The following is a 19,902-nucleotide window of genomic DNA, read 5'->3' as shown; positions in this document are numbered from 1 at the left end:
GCACGCGCCGGGGCCCGGGCCAAGCGCCGATGCCGCCGCACCGCCCCCTTCCCCCCGCTGCGGCCCTGTGCCAGTCTGCCGGCCGGAGGACCCCATGCCGATCAAGCTCTGCGTTTTCGATGCCTATGGCACGCTGTTCGACGTGGCCGCCGCCGCCCGCCGCGCCGCGCAGGAACCGGGGGGCGAAGCCCTGGCGCAGCACTGGCCGCGCCTTGCCGAAGACTGGCGCCGCAAGCAGCTGGAATATACCTGGCTGCGCAGCCTGATGGGCCTGCACGCCGATTTCCGCACCGTCACCGCCGAGGCGCTGGACTGGGCGCTGGAGGCATCAGCTCTGCCCGCGGGTCTGCACGGCCGGTTGATGGCGCTCTATGACCAGCTCGACGCCTATCCCGAGGTGCCAGAGATGCTGGCCGCGCTGAAGGCCCGCGGGTTTGCGACCGCGATCCTGTCGAACGGCTCGCCAGCGATGCTGGCCGGGGCGGTCAACCATGCCGGGATCGGCGAGCTGCTGGACGATTGCCTGTCGGTCGAGGCGGTGGGGATCTTCAAGCCCGATCCCCGCGTCTATGCGCTGGCCACGGCCCGCTTCGGCTGCACCCCCGCCGAGGTGCTGTTCATCTCGTCAAATGGCTGGGACGTGGCCGGCGCTGGTAGCTTCGGCTTCACCACTCTCTGGGTAAACCGGGCAGGACTGCCGCAAGACCGGCTGCCACACCGCCCGACCCACATGCTGCCGGACCTGACCGGCCTGCCCGCCCTGCTTGAGACGCCATGACCCTTGCCCATTTCACCACCTCGGACGGGCTGCGCCTTGCCTATGACGACCGTGGCACCGGCCTCCCCTTGCTGTGCTTGCCCGGCCTGACGCGCAACATGGACGATTTCAACACGCTGCTGGCGCCGCTTGCCGGGCGCTGCCGCCTGATCCGCATGGATTACCGCGGCCGCGGCCGCTCGGACCACGACCCCGACTTCAACAACTACAACCTGCTGCGCGAGGCGCATGACGTGGTGGAGTTGCTGGACCTGCTGGGGCTGGCCCGGGTGGCGATCCTTGGCACCTCGCGCGGGGGTCTGATCGCCATGGCGCTGGCGGCGGGGTTTCCGCAGCGGCTGACGGGGGTGATCCTCAACGATATCGGGCCGGTGGTCGGCGATGCCGGGCTGGCGCGGATCATGGATTATGTCGGCAAGGTGCCGCCCTATGCGGATCTGGACGCGCTGGCCGAGGCGATGGCTGTGCACGCGGCGGCCGAGTTTCCGGGCGTGCCGCGAGAGGTCTGGCGCCGGCATGTGGCGCATTGGTTCGAGGAACGGCCGGAGGGGGGGCTTGCCCTGCGCTACGACCCGGCCCTGCACAAGGCGCTGCTGGCGCAGGCCGCGACCGGGGCGCTGCAGGACATGTGGGTGTTCTTCGAGGCGCTGAAGCAATTCCCGCTGGCGGTGATCCGCGGCGCCAACTCCGACATCCTGTCCGCCGAGACGCTGGCCGAGATGCGCCGCCGCCATCCGGTGATGATGGCCGCCGAGATCGCGGATCGTGGCCATGTGCCCTTCCTCGACGAACCCGAGGCGCTGGCCCTGATCAACGCCTTCCTCGACACCCTGCCCCAAGGATTCTCCGCATGACCGACATCACCCGCATCGAGGCCGCCGCCGCGCGGATGGCGGGGCATATCCGCCGCACGCCGCTGCTCTCCTCGCCCTTCGTCGACGCGCTGGCGGGGCGGCGGGTGCTGGTGAAGGCGGAATGCCTGCAGCACACCGGGTCGTTCAAGGCCCGCGGCGGCTGGTCGGCGCTGTCGGCGCTGCCGCCCGAGGCGCGGGCGCGCGGCGTGATCGCCTATTCCTCGGGCAACCATGCGCAGGGCGTGGCGGCGGCGGCACGGGCCTTCGAGGCGCCCGCGGTGATCGTGATGCCGGCCGACGCGCCGCGGCTCAAGATCGACAACACCCGCACGCTGGGGGCCGAGGTGGTGCTCTATGACCGCGCGACCGAGGATCGCGACGCCATCGGCGCGGCGCTGGCGGCGGAGCGCGGGCTGACGCTGATCCGCCCCTATGACGAGGTCGAAGTGATCGCCGGCCAGGGCACCTGCGGGCTGGAGATCGCCGAGCAGGCGCTTGAGGCGGGGGTGACACAGGCGGATGTGCTGACCTGCTGCGGCGGCGGCGGCCTGACCGCCGGGGTCGCACTGGCGCTGGAGGCGCGGGCGCCGGGGCTGCGGGCCCGGCCGGCGGAGCCTGCCGGCTTTGACGATACCGCCCGGTCGCTGGCGGCGGGCAGCATCCAGCGCAACGCCTCGCTTTCGGGGTCGATCTGCGATGCCATCGTCACGCCCGAGCCCGGCACGCTGACCTTCCCGATCTTGCAACGGCTCTGCGGCCCGGGGCTCGTCGTCAGCGATGACGAGGCGATGCGGGCGATGGCGGTGGCCTTCGCGCGGCTGAAGATCGTGCTGGAACCGGGCGGGGCGGTGGCGCTTGCCGCGGCGCTGTTCCGCAGGGAGGAGATCGAGGGCGACGCGGTGATCTGCATCGCTTCGGGCGGCAACGTGGACGGTGCGATGTTCTGCGAGGCGCTCGCGCGGTTCGGCACCGGAGATTGAGCGCGGCGGAGTATAGAATTTCCGGCATCGCGCGATGACAGAGGGCTGAGGAAGCGCGGTCAGATTCCACATTTGCAACATCCGCCGCGATGCGCGGGGAAAGCCGGGGGCCACATATGCCGATCTGCGATCTGGGCGACGTGCAGATCAACTGGCGCGAAGATGGCGACCCGGCCGGCGCGCCGGTGGTGTTTGCCCATGCGCTCGGCACCGACCTGCGGCTCTGGGATGCGGTGATCCCGCTGCTGCCGCCCGCGCTGCGGCTGATCCGCTATGACCTGCGCGGCCATGGGCACAGCAGCGTGCCGCCCGCCCCCTATGCCATGGGCGCGCTGATCCGCGATGCGGAACGGCTGATGGACAGTATCGGCGCCAGGGATGCGGTCTTCGTGGGCCTGTCGATCGGTGGGCTGGTGGCGCAGGGGCTGGCGGTCAAGCGGCTGGATCTGGTGCGCGGGCTGGTGCTGTCGAACACGGCGGTGAAGATCGCCACACAGGCGATCTGGCAGGACCGCATTGCGGCGGTGCAGGCTGGCGGGCTGGACGCGCTGGCCGAGGCGCAGATCGCCCGCTGGTTCCCGCCCCGCTTCCGCGCCAGCCCCGAGGCACAGCTGTGGCAGGACCGATTGCGGGCCACGCCGGTGGAGGGCTATGCCGGGGCCTGCGCCGCCATCGCCGGCACCGATTTCATCACCCCCACATCAGGCCTGACCCTGCCGACGCTGGTGATCGCCGGCACCGAGGACGGCTCGACCCCGCCGGACCTTGTACGCGAGACCGCCGGCCTGATCCGCGGCGCTCGCTTCGCGCTGATCCGCGGCGCGGGCCATGTGCCTCCCGTCGACAAGCCGGCGGAATGGGCGGCACTGCTCGCCCGGTTCCTGGAGGAGATCGCCCATGCCTGAAACCGCATCTGAGCCCATCCGCATCATCCTCGTCCACGGTGCCTGGAGCCGTGCCAGCACCTGGGGCGACGTGCCCGCGCGCCTCGCCGCCCTCGGGCATGACGTCATCGCCCCCGACCTGCCGGGGCATGGCGACGATCCCGCCGATCCCTCCACCATCACGCTGGCCGACTACGCCTCGCGGCTGGCAACGATACTGCGCGCCGGCCCCCCCGCCCTGCTCGTCGGCCATTCGATGGGCGGCATGGCAATCTCTGCCGCCGCCGAGCTTGCCCCCGACCATGTCGCGCGGCTGGTCTATGTCTGCGCCTTCCTGCCGCAAGACGGTGAGGGCCTCCTGGACCTGATGAAGCGCCAGCCGCCGACCATCCGCCCCGCCGTCCGCCCCGGCCCGCTGCCCGGCACCACGCTGCTGGACGCCGCCACCGCCCTGCCGCTGCTGGCGCAGGACGCAGACCCCGCCGCGCAGGCGGGCCTCGCCGCTTCCATCGGCCCACAGCCGAACCGCCCCCAAACCGACCGCATTCAGCTGAGCCCCGGCAATTTCGGCCGCCTCCCCCGCGCCTACATCCTGTGCGAGGAGGACCGCACCATCACCCCCGCCCTGCAGCGTGACATGATCGCCGCCAGCCCCTGCGCCCCGGTGCTGTCCCTGCCCACCGGCCATTTCCCGCAGATCAGCGCGCCGGACCGGCTGGCGCGGCTGCTGGCCGACCTGGCGATCCTGTGACACCGGCGATCTGCCGCCCCGCCCCGGCATCCTGCCGCATCCCCTTTGACCTTGCGCCGCAAACCGGCTCTACCTCGCGCGTGGCCCGCCCCAAGGCGCCGAGCCCCCCCGGAGCCTGCCATGCCTGCCACGAAATCGCGTCTCGCCCTGACCTTCATCCTGCTGACCGTCGCCATCGATTCCATCGGCGTCGGGCTGATTTTTCCGGTGATGCCGGACCTTCTGGAAGAGGTGACGGGCAGCACCGTCGCCAATGCCGCGCTTTGGGGCGGGGTGCTGGCCACCGCCTATGCGGCGATGCAGTTCGTCTTCGGCCCCATCGTCGGCAACCTGTCGGACCGCTATGGCCGCCGACCGGTGCTGCTGTCGGCGCTGGCGGTGATGACAGCGGATTACCTGCTGATGTCGGTCGCCCATACCGTCTGGCTGCTGCTGCTGGGACGGGTCATTGCCGGGATCACGGCGGCGACTCATGCCGCCGCGGGCGCCTATATCGCCGACATCTCGGCGCCCGAGGAGAGGGCGAAGAACTTCGGCCTGATCGGCGCCGCCTTCGGGGTGGGCTTCGTCGCCGGCCCGCTGATCGGCGGGCTGCTGGCCGGCATCGACACCCGCGCGCCCTTCTATGCCGCGGCGGCAATGGCGGCGGCGAACCTCTGCCTCGGCTGGTTCGTGCTGCCCGAAACGGTGACCGACGCGATCCGCCGGCCCTTCTCCTGGGCGCGGGCCAACCCCCTCGCCTCGTTCCGCGCCATCGGCCGGCTGCCGGGCTTGCAGCGGATGCTGCTGGTGCTGTTCGTCTATTCGGTGGGCTTCCATGTCTATCCGGTGATCTGGTCCTTCTTCGGCAAGGCCCGCTTCGGCTGGGACAGCTGGATGATCGGCCTGTCGCTCGCTGCCTTCGGCCTCTGCATCGCGCTGGTGCAGGCGCTGCTGGTGGGCCCCGCCATCCGCCTTCTCGGGGACCGCGGCGCCGTGCTCTGGGGCATGGTGGCAGAGCTTGCGACCTTCCTGTTCTACGGCTTCGTCACCTCGGGCGTGCTGGCCCTGATCTTCACGCCGGTGGCCGCGCTTGGCGGCATCGTCATGCCGGCGCTGCAGGCGACGATGTCGCGCGCCGCCCCCGCCGACCAGCAGGGCGAGCTGCAAGGCGTGCTGGCCAGCATCGGCGCGGTGGCGATGATCACCTCGCCGCTGATCATGACCGCCACCTTCGGCATCTTCACGCGGCCCGGTGCCGCCATCTACGCCCCCGGCGCGCCCTTCCTGCTCTCCGCCGTCCTGATGGTCGTTTGTGTCGTCCTGCTTGTCGCCCGCCCGCGAGACCCCGCCGCCGCCTGACGCCTAGCATCCCCTCAAAGCGCGCCCTTCCCCTTCTTGCTGGGGAAAATATCCTGCGGGGGTCCGGGGGCGCAAAGCCCCCGGCCGTCCGCCACAAGGAGCCTGCCCATGAAGCTCAAGGACCTCGAGATCTTCGTCGTTGCCCCCCCCGCCCCCGGCTGGGGCGGGCGCTACTGGATCTTCCCGAAGATCACCACCGATGACGGGATCACCGGCTATGGCGAGTGCTACGCCTCCACCGTCGGGCCGAGGGCGATGGTCGCGGTGATCGAGGATGTGTTCACGCGGCACATGCAGGGATCGTCCCCCGAAGACGTCGAGATGATGTTCCGCCGCGCCTATTCCTCGGGCTTCACCCAGCGGCCCGACCCCACGGTGATCGGCGCCTTCTCGGGGCTGGAGATCGCTTGTTGGGACATTCTGGGCAAGGCGCGGAACCGGCCGGTCTGGGCGCTTCTGGGCGGCTGCGTGAACCCGCGGCTGCGCAGCTACACCTACCTCTACCCCGGCCCCGAGGATGACCCGTCGACGTTCTGGGTCGATGCCGATGCCACCGCCGAGGCCGCGGCCCGGGCGGTCGCGCAGGGCTTCACCGCGGTGAAGTTCGATCCCGCAGGCCCCTACACCATCCGCGGTGGGCATGAGCCGGCCTTCTCCGACATCACCCGCTCTGCCGAGTTCTGCGCCAGGATCCGCCAGGCGGTCGGCGACCGCGCCGACCTCCTGTTCGGCACCCACGGCCAGTTCAGCGTGGCGGGTGCGATCCGCATGGGCCAGGCGATCGAGGCCTACAGGCCGCTCTGGTACGAAGAACCGATCCCGCCCGACGCCACCTTGGACCTTGCCGAGGTCGCGCGGGCCGTGCGGATTCCCATCGCCACTGGCGAGCGACTGACCACCAAGGCCGAATTCGCCGCCGTGCTGCGCGCCGGGGCCGCCCGCATCCTGCAACCCGCGCTCGGCCGCGCGGGCGGCATCTGGGAGGGCAAGAAGATCGCCGCCATCGCCGAGGTTTTCACGGCGCAGCTCGCCCCGCATCTCTATGCCGGGCCGGTCGAATGGGCCGCCAACCTGCATCTGGGCGCCTCGATCCCCAACCTCTTGATGGTCGAGACCATCGAGACCGGCGGCGCCTTCCACATGGCGCTGACCGGCAATCGCCTGCAGTGGGAGGACGGCTACGTCACCGCCCCCACCGGCCCCGGTCTCGGCATCGAGTTCGACGAGGCCCTCGCCCGCGCCCATCCCTATGACGGCTCCCGCCTGCACCTCGAGATGCAGGAGGCCCCTTGCGACTATCGCCGCCCCAACCATTTCGAGGGCGGCGCGCCCCGGACGGGAGAGCCTACATGACCGACATGTCCCAAGGCGCCGCCTACCTGAATGGCGCGTTCCTGCCGCTGGCCGAGGCGAAGATCCCGGTCACCCATTGGGGCTATCGCCGGTCGGATGTGACCTATGACGTGGTCGGCGTGCGGGGCGGCGCCTTCTTCCGGCTGGAGGATCACCTCGCCCGCTTCCGCGCCTCGATGACCCGCCTGCGCATGGTGCCGCCCGAAAGCGATGACGATATCCGCGCCATCCTGCACCGGGTGGTGGCGCTGTCGGGCCTGCGCGATGCCTATGTGGCGATGGATTGCCTGCGCGCCAGCCCGCCCCCCGGCGCGCCGCGCCACCCCGCCTACGCGCCCAGCTACATCATGTGCTACGCCGTGCCCTGGGTCTGGGTCGCCAGCCCCGAGATGATCGACCGCGGGATGCATCTGATGATCCCACGCGTGCGGCGAATCCCCCCCGAAAGCTTCGATCCGCGGGTGAAGAATTTCCACTGGGGCGACCTGACCGAGGGCCAGTTCGAGGCGCTGGACGCCGGCGCCGATTTCGCCGTGCTGCTGGATGGTGCCGGCAACGTGACCGAAGGCCCGGGCTTCAACGTCTTCAGCGTCACCGGAGGGGTCGTCGCCACCCCCGCCACCGGCGCGCTGGACGGCATCACCCGCGCCTCGGTGATGGAGCTGTGCGAGGAGCTTGGCCTGCCTCTGGAGGTGCGCGACATCCCGGCGGACGAATTCCGTGCCGCCGACGAAATCTTCGGGTGCACCACGGCGGGCGGCATCATGCCCGCGGCCCGGATCGACGGGCGAAGGATGGGCAATGATGCGCCGGGGCCGGTTTCCACCGCGCTCAAGGACCTGTTCTGGGCGAAACGCGCCCAAGGCTGGCACGCGACGCCCGTGGACTACGCGGCGGACTGAGTCGGGGCGCAAACCCGTCAAGGCAACTAAAAGTGAACCGCCCGGTTTGTTTCACTCCTGTCGGCGAGCGTGAGCGCAGGCTGCAAGATGCCGCGCATGGCCCCCCGCAGCCCCCTCACGCGGGCCGAAAGCACTGGAACCCCACCCCCGACCCGACGTTAGTGCCCCGACGTCGGCGACTGCTCGAGCATTGCGGCCCCGGCGCAGAAAAAACGAACCGGAGACAGTCATGACCCTTTCCAAGTATTCCCTCCCCCTCCTTGCCGCCATGGGCACCACCCTGGCGCTTCCCGCCTTGGCCGGCGGCCTGACCGAGCCGGTCTACGAGCCCGCGCCCGTCGTCGTCCCGGCCCCGGTCGCCGCGCCGTCGAACTGGGCCGGCGGCTATGCCGGTGTGGTGCTCGGCTATGCCGAGGATGATGTCGACATCACCGACGATCTCGGCGTCTCGCCCGATGACCAGCCCAAGCCGAAGGGCGGCCTTGCCGGCCTCACTGGCGGCTACAACTTCCAGTCGGGCAACTGGGTCTATGGTGTCGAGGCCGACATCGCCAAGACCGACCTGAGCGACAAGGGCACCTTCGACCTGACGGCCGAGGAATACGATGTCGAGATCAACTCGATGGCCACCCTGCGCGGCCGCGTCGGCTATGACATGGGCCGCTGGATGCCCTATGCCACCGCGGGCTTTGCCGCTGCGGATGCCGACTACTCGTTCGACACCGGCGCGGACACGATCAGCGACGGCAACACCATGACCGGCTACTCCGCCGGTGTCGGCGCCGAATATGCGATCAGCGACAACTGGTCGGCCAAGGGCGAATACCTCTACACCAACCTCGAAGGCCGCTTCCAGGCTGGCGGTGGTGTGGAAAGCGCCGATGTGGACCACGAAATCCACGCCGTGCGGGCCGGCCTGAACTACCGCTTCTGATCCGAAGCCTGCCAGGAATTGAGAGGCGGCCCCGCGCGGGCCGCCTTTTTTATTTTAAAACAATTCCTTAAAGTAATTTCCCCGGTCAGCCTGCCGCGGCGCCGTTCAGCACAGACCGCGCCATTGCCCGCGCAACTCTAGGGTCCACGAAAGGCCCCAACAAAGCTCCCGCCCCTTGCCCTTCTTGCTGGAAAAATATCCTCGGGGGGAGGTCGAAGGCCGCGGGGGGCAGACAGCCCCCCGGCTCCGCCGGCCATGGGCACCGCCTAGCAGTCCAGTTCCAGCCGCACCTCGCCCGTATCGCCCGGCAGGCCCGTGACCGCACTGCCGGGAACCACACGGCACCCGGTCGTTCGCTCCGCAGCCTCGACCATCAACGCCGGCACCGGCGCGCGCGCGGACCGCGACAGGTAGCCCAGCCGGATCACCTCGGCCCGGTCCTCCTTGTGGAACACCACGAAATCAATGCCCGACAGGGTGATGTCATGCCGGTCCGCGCCAAAGAACTGCGGCGCGGGAGAGGCGCAGGCGGCGAGACCGAGGCAAAGGAGGGCAATCAGGCGCATGGGGCCGAGGATGCCGGAACGAGGTTAAGGAGAGTTTAACGCAGGTCGCCGCAAGCGCCCGCCCTCATCTTTTTTGCAAATGCAGCATCGGGCGGAACCCGCTGTCACCCAGCCGCGTTGGGCGGCAGATGAAGTTATACAGGAGACCGGAATGACCCGCTTTGCTTTTGCCTTCCTGGCGCTTGCCAGCCTTGCCGCCTGCGAAACCATCCAGGGCGCCGGCCAGGACCTCGAGAATACCGGCGAAGCCATCTCGTCGGAAGCGCGGCAGACCCAGGCGCAGATGTAAGCTTCGGGCTCCACACAACCCCTTGGCATTCAACGTAAAACGGGCGGTCCGCAAGGACCGCCCGTTTTTCTCTGTCACGCGTCAGGCGCGGCGCGGTGGCCAGTCGGGGTCCTTGCGCTTGATGTAGCGCGCGTTCCAGAGCCCGGCCGGGACGCCAATGATCACGCCGAGCGCGGCACCCAGAACAAAGGGGCTCCAGCCGACCCAGCCGAGGCTGAGGCCGGCGACGACCACGGCGCCGCCGACGCAGGCGACCCAGAGGCTGACGAGGAAGGTTCGCAGAGGGGGAAGCATGGCATTCTCCTTGCAAGATAAGAGGTTGCGGGAAGGCGTTCGCGCGATGAGGAGAAACGCGCGGGCCGGCCGCAGGGTTCCGCGGGGCGGCCGTGCGCATATGGAAACTGTATGGTTTCCATGCAGATGCCATACAGACGATTCAGCGGCGCGCCGGTGCCGGGTTCATCCGTGCAGCTATACCTGGCACGAGGTCCAGCGCGACGCCGGCCACGATGGCGGCCAGCGCGAAGGGGACTGGGCCGTAATGTCCCAGCGACATCGCGGCGGCAGCATAGGCCCCGCCGGCGCAGAGCATCACCAGCGGACAGAGCAGGATGCGCAGGGGGCATGGCCCCTCGGTTGCGGGGCGGCGGGGCCTGTAACGGGGGGGCAGGGTCTGGGGCATGGCAGCTACTCCGGGGGAAGGGCTGCAAGGGGAAACCGCAAATGCGGCTGATTGTTCCGCCCTCCTCCCTGCCCCCGTCCCGGCCGCATCCCGCCTTCCCTTCCGCGCAAAACCCGTTAGCTTGCGGCCATGCTGCGCATCACCGACACCATTGCCCTGGCCGACTGGGAGCTGTCCGAGTCCTTCACCCGCTCGCAAGGACCGGGCGGGCAGAATGTGAACAAGGTGGAGACGGCGGTGGAGCTGCGGTTCGAGGCGGAACGCAGCCCGCATCTGCCCGGCCCGGTGAAGACCAGGCTGAAGCGGCTGGCGGGGCGGCGCTGGACCACCGACGGCGCCATCGTGATCCGCGCCGAGGAGACGCGCAGTCAGGCGCGCAACCGGGAACTGGCGCGCGAGCGGCTGGTTGACCTGGTCCGCGAGGCGCTGGTGGCGCCCAAGCGGCGGATCGCGACCAAGCCCACCTTGGGCAGCAAGCGACGGCGGCTGGCCGCCAAGGCCGTGCGCGGCGAGGTCAAGTCGCTGAGGGGAAAGATCGATGACACCGAATAGCAGGGCGCCTGATGCGCCCGGAACTGATCTCATGGCACGCCGCGCGCGCCTGCTGGGGCCGAACGTGCCGACCTTCTATGACGACCCCGTGCATGTGGTGCGCGGCGAGGGGGTGTGGCTGTGGGATGCGGCCGGGCGGCGCTACCTCGATTGCTACAACAACGTTCCGCATGTGGGCCATTGCCACCCCAAGGTGGTGGAGGCGATTGCCCGGCAGGCGGGACTGCTGAACACCCACACCCGCTATCTGCACGAGGGCATTCTGGAATATGGCGAGCGGCTGGTGGCCAGGCTCGGCCATGACCTGCAACAGATCATCATGGTCTGCACCGGGTCCGAGGCCAATGACATCGCCCTGCGCATGGCGCAGGCGGTGACGGGGCATACCGGGGTTATTGCCACCGACAACACCTATCACGGCAACACCGCGGCGGTCAGCCACCTGTCCACCCGTCGCCCGCCGATTGGCGGCTACCCCAGCCATGTGCGGCGGGTGCCCGCACCGGATGGCCTCTTGCCGCTGGGGGGCAGCGTGCAGGCGCAGCCGGTGGCCTTTGCCGCCAATGTCTCGCGCGCCATCGAGGAACTGCAGGCGGCGGGCCACGGCTTTGCCGGGCTGATGCTGTGCCCGGTCTTTGCGAACGAGGGGATGCCGGACGTGGGACCGGGCTTTCTGGCGCCCACGGTCGAGGTGGTGCGCCGCGCGGGCGGGCTGATCCTGTGCGACGAGGTGCAGCCGGGCTTTGGCCGCACCGGCAGCCATTTCTGGGGGCATGAGTGGCTGGGTTTCGCGCCCGATGTGGTGACGATGGGCAAGCCGATAGGCAATGGCCATCCGGTCGCCGCGGTGGTGACGCGGCCTGACGTGATGGCGGCGTTCCGCACTGCGTTCGGCTATTTCAACACCTTCGGCGGCAATCCGGTCAGCTGCGCGGCGGCTTTGGCGGTGCTGGAGGTGATCGAGGAGGAGGGACTGGTGCAGAACGCCCATGATGTGGGCGCCTACACCCTGAGGCTGATGAAGGGCCTTCGGCACCCGCTGATCCATGATGTGCGGGGCCTTGGCCTGTTCTTCGCGGTGGAGTTCGCGCAAGGCGGCCGGGCCGCGCCGGAGTTCTGCGGGCAGGTGGTGGAGCGGATGCGGCAGCGGGGCGTGTTGCTGGGGCGCGTCGGGCGCCAGCAGCATATCCTGAAGCTGCGCCCGCCGATGCCGTTCAGCCGCGAGAACGCGGACCTCGCCATCGGCACTTTGGCCGAGGTGCTGGCCGAGATGGACGTCCACGTATGACCGATGCCGAGGCGCTGGAACTGGCAGGCCGGGCGCTGGCGCTGTGGGGCGGCGGCGGGGCGCCGCGGCTGGTGAAGAACCGCGAGAATATCGTGTTCGAGGTGCGGCTGGCGCAGGGGCCGCGCGCGGCGCTGCGCCTGCACCGGCCCGGCTATCAGACCGTGGCCGGGATCGAGAGCGAGCTGTGCTGGATGCAGGGGCTGGCGGCGGCGGGGCTGCGGGTGCCCGCGCCGCTGCCTGCCCTGTCGGGCGCGCTGGTCGAGGCGCTGGACGGGCGCTGTGTGTCCTGTGTGGGCTGGCTGGAGGGTGAGCCGCTTGGCTCCGCCGAGGCGCCGCTGCCGGGCAGTGCGGCGGATCAGGCAGCGCGGATGCACGACCTCGGCGCCTTGATCGCGCGTCTGCATGACGGGACGGATGCGATGATGCTGCCGCCGGGGTTTGCGCGGCCAAGCTGGGACGAGGACGGATTTCTGGGCGAGGCGGCGCTGTGGGGGCGGTTCTGGGAGAGCCCGGCCTTTGCGCCCGGGGAACGGGCGCTGATGCTGGAGGCGCGTGACGTGGCGCGGCAGATGCTGGCGGAGGTCCGCGCCGAAGGCTGTGACTTCGGGCTGATCCATGCCGATGTGCTGCGCGAGAATGTGCTGTGCCATGACGGCCAGCTGGCGCTGATCGACTTCGACGATTCCGGCTTTGGCTTCCGGCATTACGACCTTGCCACCGCGCTGGTGCAGAGCCTCGAGGAGCCGGCGCTGCCGGATCTGGCGGCGACGCTGGTGGCGGGCTACCGCGAGACGCGGACGCTGGCTCCGGGGCGGCTGGCGCTGTTCGTGATGCTGCGCTGCTGCGCCTCGGCCGGGTGGATCGCCAGCCGCGCGGGGCCGGACGACCCGCGCCAACGCTTCTATGCCGGGCGGGCGCTGCGGATGGCGCGGCATGTGCTGGACGGCACCGCGCCCTGGGAGCTGGGGCTGTGAAGTGGGGCTTCGCCCTTCTGGGCGCGCTGACCGCGCTCATGGGCCGGCGCCCGCCGCGGCTGCAGGTCGCGGCCCTGTGCCTGCGCGAGCGGGGCGGCGTGCAGGAGCTGCTGCTGATCACCAGCCTCGACACCGGGCGATGGGTGCTGCCCAAGGGCTGGCCGATGCGCGGGCGCAGTCTGGGCGGGGCGGCACTGCGCGAGGCCTGGGAAGAGGCGGGGGTGAACGGCGCGGTGGCCCATGACCCGGTGGGGCATTACGGCTACGCCAAGCGTAGCCGCGCCGGGCTGGCGCGGCGGGTGAAGGTGGCGGTCTACCCGGTGCAGGTGCGGCGGATGGAGAAGGGCTACCCCGAGGAAGGCCGCCGCAAGCTGGCCTGGGTGACGCCGGCAGTGGCGGCAGCGATGGTGAAGGAGCCCGAGCTTGCGGCGCTGCTGGCGGACCTTCCCGCGCGATTGGAGGTTGTGAACACGGGCGGGCCGACGTAACCGCCGTAACTTCATTGCGACGGATGACCGATTGACCCTGCCCCTCAGCCCCCTGCCACGCCCATGACCCGCTGGAAAGCCCTCGACAAGGATCTGGACCGCATCGGCGCGCTGGAGGAAGGCGCGCTGTTCGTCTCGCGCCCACTGGTGGCGCCGGGGCTGGCGCTGGTGTTCATCGTGCTGGCGACTCTGGTGGCGGCGGTGGTGACCGGGGCGGCGCCCTCGGGGCTGGTCATCGTCGCGGCGGCGGCGGTGGGCGCCTATATGGCGCTGAACATCGGCGCCAATGACGTGGCCAACAACATGGGCCCGGCGGTGGGAGCCAAGGCGCTGAGCATGGGATGGGCGCTGGCCATCGCCGCGGTGTTCGAGACCCTGGGCGCCGTGCTGGCGGGCGGCGAGGTGGTGGCGACGATCTCGGGCGGGATCGTGGCACCGGGCGCGGTGGCCGATCCGCAGGTGTTCGTCTGGCTGATGATGGCGGCGCTGGTCGCGGCGGCGGTCTGGATCAACCTGGCGACGCTGCTGGGGGCGCCGGTGTCCACAACGCATTCGGTGGTGGGGGGCGTGGCCGGCGCCGGGGTTGCGGCGGCAGGCGTTGCGGCGGTGAACTGGCCGCAGCTGGGGGCGATTGCGGCCAGCTGGATGATCTCGCCGCTGCTGGCCGGGCTGCTTGCGGCGCTGATCCTCGCCTTCATCAAGGCGCGGATCATGGATGCCGAGGATGTCCTGGCCGCCGCGCGGCGGTGGGTGCCGGCGCTGATCGGGGTGATGGCGGGAACGTTCGGCACCTATCTGGCAATGCAGGCGCTGAGCCATGTCTGGGTGGTCAATCCGCGCGCCGCGCTGGCCTTTGGCATGGGTGCGGGGCTGGCTGGCTGGGCGGGGGCCGGGCCACTGGTGCGCCGGCAGGCCGCGGGGCTGGAGAACCGCCGCCGGTCGCTGCGCAGGCTGTTCGCGCTGCCGCTGATCCTGTCGGCGGCGCTGCTGTCCTTCGCGCACGGCGCCAATGACGTGGCGAATGTGGTGGGCCCCTTGGCAGCCATCGTGAAGACCGCGAGTTCCGGCGATGTGGCCGCCGCGGTGCAGATCCCGGTCTGGGTGATGGGCATCGGCGCCCTCGGCATCTCGGTCGGACTGATCCTGTTCGGGCCCAAACTGATCCGGCTTGTCGGTTCTGAAATCACCCGACTGAACGAGGTGCGCGCCTATTGCGTGGCGCTGGCGGCGGCGGTGACGGTGATCGTGGCCTCGTGGCTGGGGCTGCCGGTCAGCACCACCCATACCGCCGTGGGCGCGGTGTTCGGGGTGGGGTTCTACCGCGAATGGGACAATGCGCGGCAAGGCCGCAGCCCGGCCACGGCAGGGGCGATTCCGCCCGAAGAGCGGCGGCGGCGCAAGCTGGTGCGCCGGTCGCATGTGGTGACGGTGGTGGCGGCCTGGGTGGTGACGGTGCCCGCCGCCGGCGCGCTGGCGGCGATGGTGTTCCTGCTGCTGCGCGGATTGGCCGGGTAGGCCCTAAACCACCACGTCCATCGCCGCCTGATCGCCCACGCCGAACACCCGCTTGTAGCGCGCGACCTCCTCCGCCGGGCCCATCGCCTTGTTGGGGTTGTCCGACAGCTTGACCGTGGGCCGGCCGTTGACGCTGACCGCCTTGCACACCAGGCTGAACGGCGCCAGCGCATCGCCGGGCACGAGGCCGCGGAAATCGTTGGTCATCAGAGTGCCCCAGCCAAAGCTGACGCGGACGCGGCAGGCGAACCGCGCCTGCAGCTCTTCCATCTTCTCGACATCGAGCCCGTCGGAGAAGATCACCAGCTTGCGCGTGGGGTCTTCCCCGCGCGCTTTCCACCAGGCGATGGCGCTTTCCGCGCCGCCAGCCGGGTCGCCCGAGTCGATGCGGATGCCCGTCCAGCCCGCCAGCCAGTCCGGCGCGCGGCGCAAGAAGCCCTCGGTGCCATAGGTGTCAGGCAGGATGATGCGCAGGTTGCCCTCATGCTCTTCATGCCAGTCGGCCAGAACCCGGTAGGGCGCCTGCAGCAGGTCCTCGTCGGTGTCGGCCAGTGCCGCCTGCACCATGGGCAGTTCGTGGGCATTGGTGCCAATCGCCTCGATATCGCGGCGCATGGCGATCAGGCAGTTGGAGGTGCCGATGAACTTGGGCCCCAGCCCCTCCATCATCGCCTGCACGCACCAGTCCTGCCACAGGAAGCCGTGGCGGCGGCGGGTGCCGAAATCGGCCAGCTTCAGGCCCTCGATCTCGCGCAGGCGTTCGACCTTGCTCCACAGCTTGGTCATGGCGCGGGCGTAGAGCACCTGCAGCTCGAACTTGCCCATGCTTTTCATCACCGCGCGCGAGCGCAGCTCCATCAGCACCGCCAGCGCCGGGATTTCCCAGAGCATCACCTCGGGCCATTTGCCCTCGAAGGTCAGCTCATACTGGCCGTCGCGCTTTTCAAGGTGGTAGGGCGGCAGGCGCAGCGCCTCGAACCACTCCATGAAGTCGGGGCGGAACATCTGGCGCTTGCCGTAGAAGGTGTTGCCGCGCAGGTAGGTGGACTCGCCGCGGGTCAGCGACAGGCCGCGGATATGGTCCAGCTGTTCGCGCAACTCGCCCTCGTCCACCAGATCGGCGAGGCGGATGGATTGGGTGCGGTTGATCAGGCTGAAGGTGACATTGGCGTCGGGGCTGTTGCGGAAGATCGACTGGCACATCAGCAGCTTGTAGAAGTCGGTGTCGATCAGCGACCGGACGATGGGGTCGATCTTCCACTTATGGGCATAGACGCGGGCGGCGATGTCCATCGGTCAGCCCTCCAGCACGACGCCGGCGGCGCGCATCTGGGTGAGGGCGGCGGCGAGCGAGCCGGCCAGGTCGATGGCGCGGCAGGCATCCAGCCGGACGGTGACAGCAAAGCCGAGCCGGGCGGCATCGAGCGCGGAATAGGCGACGCAGAAATCGGTGGCGAGGCCGGCGAGGACGAGGCGGCTGGCGCCTCGCTCCCGCAGGTAGCCTTCGAGGCCGGTGGGGGTGGTCCGGTCATTCTCGAAGAAGGCGGAATAGCTGTCGATCTGGGGGCGGAAGCCCTTGCGGAGGATCATGTCGGCGCGGCCGGTGTGTAGCGCGGGGTGGAACGCGGCGCCCTGGGTGCCTTGCACGCAATGGGTGGGCCAGAGGACCTGGGGGCCGTAGGGCATGTCGGTCAGGGAAAAGGGAGCGGCGCCGGGGTGGTTGGCGGCGAAGCTGGAGTGGCTTGCCGGGTGCCAGTCCTGGGTGAGGATGACGGCGGCGAAGTCCGGCATCATGGCGTTGAGGATGGGGATGATGGCGTCGCCTTCGGCCACCGCCAATGCGCCGCCGGGGCAGAAATCGGTCTGGACGTCGATGACGATCAGGGCTGTGTCGGATGCGGGCATCTCGTTCTCCGGCCATTTTGTCCTTGGTAGGGGTGGGGTTGGGCGGCGTCAATGGCGGGGGGGTGTGGGGGAGGATTGGCGTTGCGTCCCCTTATCGGGCTTCGCGTCGGTCTGTTCGGGCGGGAACAGGCGAGGCACTGCCTCGCCCCCGCCCGTGCGGGACAGATGCTCCCGGCGCCGCTGGCCGCGAGAGACCGGGGGAGGACAGCGCCCGACCTGGTGGGCGAGAAGCGCCCGCCAAGGGCGGGGCGGGCGCTGGCCGGGCCTTTGAGGCCCGTCCGGTGAAGGGGCGAGGGCATAGCGTGGCGAAGGCGATGGCCTTCGCCAAGGCAGCGATGCAGGCGGTACGGCAAAAGCCGCTCCTGCCGCTGATCGGTTCAAGCCGCCCCCCTACCCCCACCCTTGCACCCTCCCACGCCGATCGCATATCAGCGCGCCATGCTCACCGTTGCCGCGCTCTACCAGTTCACCCGCCTGCCCGACCCGGCGCGCCTGCGCGGGCCGCTGCTGGCCTGTGGCGAGGCGGCGGGGGTCAGGGGCACGCTGCTGCTGGCGCCCGAGGGGATCAACGGCACCATCGCCGGCACCCGGGCCGGCATCGACACCGTGCTGGCGCATCTGCGCGCCCTGCCCGGCTGTGAGGGCCTCGAGTGGAAGGAGAGCCCGGCCGAGACCATGCCCTTCGACCGGCTGAAGGTGCGGCTGAAGCGCGAGATCGTGACGATGGGCCAGCCCGATGTGGACCCGCTGGCGGCAACCGGGCGCTACGTGGATCCCGCCGACTGGAACGCGCTGATCGAGGCGCCGGACGTGGCGTTGATCGACACCCGCAACGACTATGAGGTCGAGATCGGCAGCTTTGCCGGCGCGGTCGATCCCGGCACCCACAGCTTCCGCGAGTTTCCTGCCTGGTGGGAGGCGAATGCGCACCGCTTCCACAACAAGCGGGTAGCGATGTTCTGCACAGGCGGCATCCGCTGCGAGAAATCCACCAACTACCTCTTGGCGCAGGGCGTGGCCGAGGTGTTCCACCTGAAGGGCGGGATCCTGAAATACCTCGAGGAGGTGCCCGAGGCCGAGAGCCTGTGGCAGGGCGAGTGCTTCGTCTTTGACCGGCGGGTCAGCGTCGGGCACGGGCTGGTGCCGGGGGAGTATGACCTCTGCCACGCCTGCCGCCGCCCGCTGGCGGCCGAGGACAAGCTGCGCCCGGAATATGAGCAGGGCGTGGCCTGCCACCGCTGCGCGGGCGAGCATACCGATGCAGACCGCGCCCGGTTCCGCGAGCGCGAGCGGCAGATGCGGCTGGCGCGGGAGCGGGGCCCCGAGAGTTATCCCGAGGGCTAGCGGCGCGGGCGGATCGGGGGCAGCACCTCCTCCGGCATCGGGCAGATATAGGGCTCGGCCGCCAGGTGCCTTGCGTGCTCGGCCTTGGCGGCGGCGAGAACCTCGGGCCCGGTGAACAGCGCGCGCGCGGTAGCGGCCATGATCTTGGCGGCATGGACCATGCCCTTATGCGCGGCGGGCGATTTGCCCTGCGCCGTCAGCTGCCAGCTGTGGAAGGGCGTGCCGATGGCGCAGGTGGCGACCCAGGCCTGCACGGTCGGCACCGCCCAGCTGACATCGCCGACATCGGTGGAGCCTTGCGCCGCCACCGGCGCGGCCCCCAGCGGCACGACGAAATCGCACAACGCAAGGTCCGGGTCCACCGGGCGCCCGGCGCGGCGGAAGGTGTCGGCGATATGCTCGGGCGTCAGCGTGGCGCGGATTGCCTCGGCAAAGGGCCTGTCGGCGGCGTCGAAATCGGGCGCCCCGAGGCGCTGCATCTCTCCCTCCATCAGCCGGTCCAGCACGGAATTGCCCAGAAGGTCCGACACTGCCGAGACCACCTTGGCCGTCACCTGCGTTTCCGTCATCAGCGCGGCGCCCTCGGCGATCTTGCGCACGCGGCCCTCCAGCGCGCGCAGGTCGCGCAGGCGGCGGGTGCGGATCAGTTGACGCACGGTGGCCTTCGCCTGCACTACGTTCGGCGCCTCGCCGCCCGCGTCCAGATAGGCGTAATGCACGCGGGCATCATCCGGCATATGCTCGCGCAGGTAGTTGACGGCGACGTTCATCAGCTCCACCGCGTCCAGCGCCGAGCGGCCAAGCTCGGGCGAGGCGGCGGCATGGGCGGCGCGGCCGGTGAAGGTGAAGTCGATGCGGGTATTGGCGAGCGACACCGCCTCGAACACGCCGGTCATGTCGGCGGGATGCCAGCTGATCGCGGCATCGACATCGGCAAAGAGGGCGGCGCGGACCATGAAGGTTTTCGCCGCCCCGCCCTCTTCCGCCGGGCAGCCGTAGTAACGCACGCGCCCCGGCGTGCCGGTTTCTGCCAGCCAGTCGCGCAGCGCCACCGCCGCCAGCAGTGCCGCCGACCCCAGCAGGTTGTGCCCGCAGCCATGCCCGGCATTCCCCAGCGGGCGCGGCTCTGCCACCCCCGGCTCCTGCCCGAGCGCGGGAAGCGCGTCATACTCGCCCAGGATGGCGATGACCGGCCCGCCCTGCCCCCATTCACCCATCAGCGCGGTGGGGATGCCGGCGAGGCCCTGGGTGATGCGGGCGCCCGTCCCTTGCAGCGCCTGCAGATGCGCCTCGGCCGAGGCATATTCGTCATAGGCCACCTCGGGCGTGTCGAAGACCCGGTCGGCCAGCGCCACATACTCGGCCCGGTGCGCCTCGACCAGATCCCAGACCCTGTCGCTGTTTTGCATGATGACCCCTCGCGCTGCATCGCCCCGCCGCATCCTGACCCGCCGGGCGCCGAGATTCCAGCGCCCTGCCGCGACGTCAGCGAGAATGCGATTTTCCCGGAGCGTTCCGGGCC

22 protein-coding genes are annotated in these 19,902 nt (G+C 70.0%); 16 read left to right on the top strand and 6 right to left on the bottom strand.

Features of this window, described 5'->3' with window-relative positions:
• The first annotated feature begins 94 nt into the window (after window positions 1-94).
• The 9 genes from GVY41_RS14775 to GVY41_RS14735 all read left to right on the top strand — a co-directional run bounded on the left by GVY41_RS14775 (window position 95) and on the right by GVY41_RS14735 (window position 8,777).
• The gene (locus GVY41_RS14775; protein ID WP_161347631.1) at window positions 95-778 is read left to right on the top strand and encodes a haloacid dehalogenase type II; all 684 of its coding nucleotides are present in this window, start codon (window positions 95-97) and stop codon (window positions 776-778) included.
• On the top strand, window positions 775-1,632 hold the full coding sequence (locus GVY41_RS14770) for an alpha/beta fold hydrolase (RefSeq protein WP_161347632.1): 858 nt from the start codon (window positions 775-777) through the stop codon (window positions 1,630-1,632). The genes GVY41_RS14775 and GVY41_RS14770 overlap by 4 nt, the downstream gene beginning before the upstream one ends.
• Entirely contained in the window at window positions 1,629-2,612 is a 984-nt protein-coding gene (locus GVY41_RS14765) for a threonine ammonia-lyase (protein WP_161347633.1), read from the top strand. The genes GVY41_RS14770 and GVY41_RS14765 overlap by 4 nt, the downstream gene beginning before the upstream one ends.
• Before the next feature lie 116 nt (window positions 2,613-2,728).
• A complete protein-coding gene (gene pcaD, locus GVY41_RS14760) occupies window positions 2,729-3,517 on the top strand; it encodes a 3-oxoadipate enol-lactonase (protein ID WP_161347634.1) in 789 nt (262 codons plus the stop codon).
• Window positions 3,510-4,247, top strand: a complete 738-nt coding sequence (locus GVY41_RS14755) for an alpha/beta fold hydrolase (RefSeq protein ID WP_161347635.1) — start codon at window positions 3,510-3,512, stop codon at window positions 4,245-4,247. Before pcaD ends, GVY41_RS14755 begins: the two co-directional genes overlap by 8 nt.
• 45 nt (window positions 4,248-4,292) lie before the next feature.
• Complete coding sequence (locus tag GVY41_RS14750; protein WP_346266161.1) at window positions 4,293-5,588, top strand: TCR/Tet family MFS transporter; 1,296 nt, start codon at window positions 4,293-4,295, stop codon at window positions 5,586-5,588.
• Between the two features lie 108 nt (window positions 5,589-5,696).
• Entirely contained in the window at window positions 5,697-6,941 is a 1,245-nt protein-coding gene (locus GVY41_RS14745; RefSeq protein WP_161347637.1) for a mandelate racemase/muconate lactonizing enzyme family protein, read from the top strand.
• Window positions 6,938-7,843: an aminotransferase class IV gene (locus GVY41_RS14740; protein ID WP_161347638.1), complete on the top strand. Its 906-nt coding sequence runs from the start codon at window positions 6,938-6,940 to the stop codon at window positions 7,841-7,843. Before GVY41_RS14745 ends, GVY41_RS14740 begins: the two co-directional genes overlap by 4 nt.
• 229 nt (window positions 7,844-8,072) lie before the next feature.
• Entirely contained in the window at window positions 8,073-8,777 is a 705-nt protein-coding gene (locus tag GVY41_RS14735) for an outer membrane protein (protein WP_161347639.1), read from the top strand.
• Window positions 8,778-9,043: 266 nt separating this feature from the next.
• On the opposite strand, the gene GVY41_RS14730 is transcribed toward GVY41_RS14735, so the two are convergent.
• Window positions 9,044-9,343: a hypothetical protein gene (locus GVY41_RS14730; protein WP_161347640.1), complete on the bottom strand. Its 300-nt coding sequence runs from the start codon at window positions 9,341-9,343 to the stop codon at window positions 9,044-9,046.
• A gap of 151 nt (window positions 9,344-9,494) precedes the next feature.
• Between GVY41_RS14730 and GVY41_RS14725 the strand changes: the two genes are divergently transcribed.
• On the top strand, window positions 9,495-9,632 hold the full coding sequence (locus GVY41_RS14725; RefSeq protein ID WP_161347641.1) for an entericidin A/B family lipoprotein: 138 nt from the start codon (window positions 9,495-9,497) through the stop codon (window positions 9,630-9,632).
• Between the two features lie 81 nt (window positions 9,633-9,713).
• On the opposite strand, the gene GVY41_RS14720 is transcribed toward GVY41_RS14725, so the two are convergent.
• A complete protein-coding gene (locus tag GVY41_RS14720; RefSeq protein ID WP_161347642.1) occupies window positions 9,714-9,926 on the bottom strand; it encodes a hypothetical protein in 213 nt (70 codons plus the stop codon).
• Window positions 9,927-10,068: 142 nt separating this feature from the next.
• Window positions 10,069-10,314 carry a hypothetical protein gene (locus GVY41_RS14715; protein WP_161347643.1) on the bottom strand — a complete coding sequence of 82 codons (246 nt, stop codon included), beginning with the start codon at window positions 10,312-10,314 and terminating at the stop codon, window positions 10,069-10,071.
• 129 nt (window positions 10,315-10,443) lie between these two features.
• Here GVY41_RS14715 and arfB point away from each other — a divergent pair, with 129 nt between their 5' ends.
• The 5 genes from arfB to GVY41_RS14690 all read left to right on the top strand — a co-directional run bounded on the left by arfB (window position 10,444) and on the right by GVY41_RS14690 (window position 15,131).
• Entirely contained in the window at window positions 10,444-10,866 is a 423-nt protein-coding gene (arfB, locus tag GVY41_RS14710) for an alternative ribosome rescue aminoacyl-tRNA hydrolase ArfB (RefSeq protein WP_161347644.1), read from the top strand.
• Between the two features lie 31 nt (window positions 10,867-10,897).
• Window positions 10,898-12,154 carry an aspartate aminotransferase family protein gene (locus GVY41_RS14705; protein WP_229726069.1) on the top strand — a complete coding sequence of 419 codons (1,257 nt, stop codon included), beginning with the start codon at window positions 10,898-10,900 and terminating at the stop codon, window positions 12,152-12,154.
• Complete coding sequence (locus tag GVY41_RS14700) at window positions 12,151-13,128, top strand: phosphotransferase enzyme family protein (protein WP_161347646.1); 978 nt, start codon at window positions 12,151-12,153, stop codon at window positions 13,126-13,128. The genes GVY41_RS14705 and GVY41_RS14700 overlap by 4 nt, the downstream gene beginning before the upstream one ends.
• Entirely contained in the window at window positions 13,125-13,616 is a 492-nt protein-coding gene (locus GVY41_RS14695) for an NUDIX hydrolase (RefSeq protein WP_229726070.1), read from the top strand. The genes GVY41_RS14700 and GVY41_RS14695 overlap by 4 nt, the downstream gene beginning before the upstream one ends.
• A 63-nt stretch (window positions 13,617-13,679) precedes the next feature.
• Window positions 13,680-15,131: an inorganic phosphate transporter gene (locus GVY41_RS14690; protein WP_161347647.1), complete on the top strand. Its 1,452-nt coding sequence runs from the start codon at window positions 13,680-13,682 to the stop codon at window positions 15,129-15,131.
• A 3-nt stretch (window positions 15,132-15,134) separates the two neighbouring features.
• Here the strand turns inward: GVY41_RS14690 and pncB are convergent, their stop codons facing one another.
• Together pncB and pncA are read right to left on the bottom strand one after the other, a co-directional pair.
• Window positions 15,135-16,424, bottom strand: coding sequence for a nicotinate phosphoribosyltransferase (gene pncB / locus GVY41_RS14685; RefSeq protein WP_161347648.1), 1,290 nt, complete (start codon window positions 16,422-16,424; stop codon window positions 15,135-15,137).
• Between the two features lie 3 nt (window positions 16,425-16,427).
• Complete coding sequence (pncA, locus tag GVY41_RS14680) at window positions 16,428-17,036, bottom strand: bifunctional nicotinamidase/pyrazinamidase (RefSeq protein WP_161347649.1); 609 nt, start codon at window positions 17,034-17,036, stop codon at window positions 16,428-16,430.
• A 438-nt stretch (window positions 17,037-17,474) separates the two neighbouring features.
• On the opposite strand from pncA, the gene trhO reads away from it, so the two are divergent.
• A complete protein-coding gene (trhO, locus tag GVY41_RS14675) occupies window positions 17,475-18,380 on the top strand; it encodes an oxygen-dependent tRNA uridine(34) hydroxylase TrhO (protein WP_161347650.1) in 906 nt (301 codons plus the stop codon).
• On the opposite strand, the gene GVY41_RS14670 is transcribed toward trhO, so the two are convergent.
• Entirely contained in the window at window positions 18,377-19,789 is a 1,413-nt protein-coding gene (locus GVY41_RS14670; RefSeq protein ID WP_161347651.1) for an amidohydrolase, read from the bottom strand. The two genes, trhO and GVY41_RS14670, sit on opposite strands and share 4 nt — an antisense overlap.
• Window positions 19,790-19,902: the final 113 nt, after the last annotated feature.

It is taken from the genome of Frigidibacter albus, assembly GCF_009908165.1.
GTDB lineage: Bacteria > Pseudomonadota > Alphaproteobacteria > Rhodobacterales > Rhodobacteraceae > Frigidibacter > Frigidibacter albus.
This window is presented reverse-complemented; position numbering and strand designations above follow the sequence as displayed.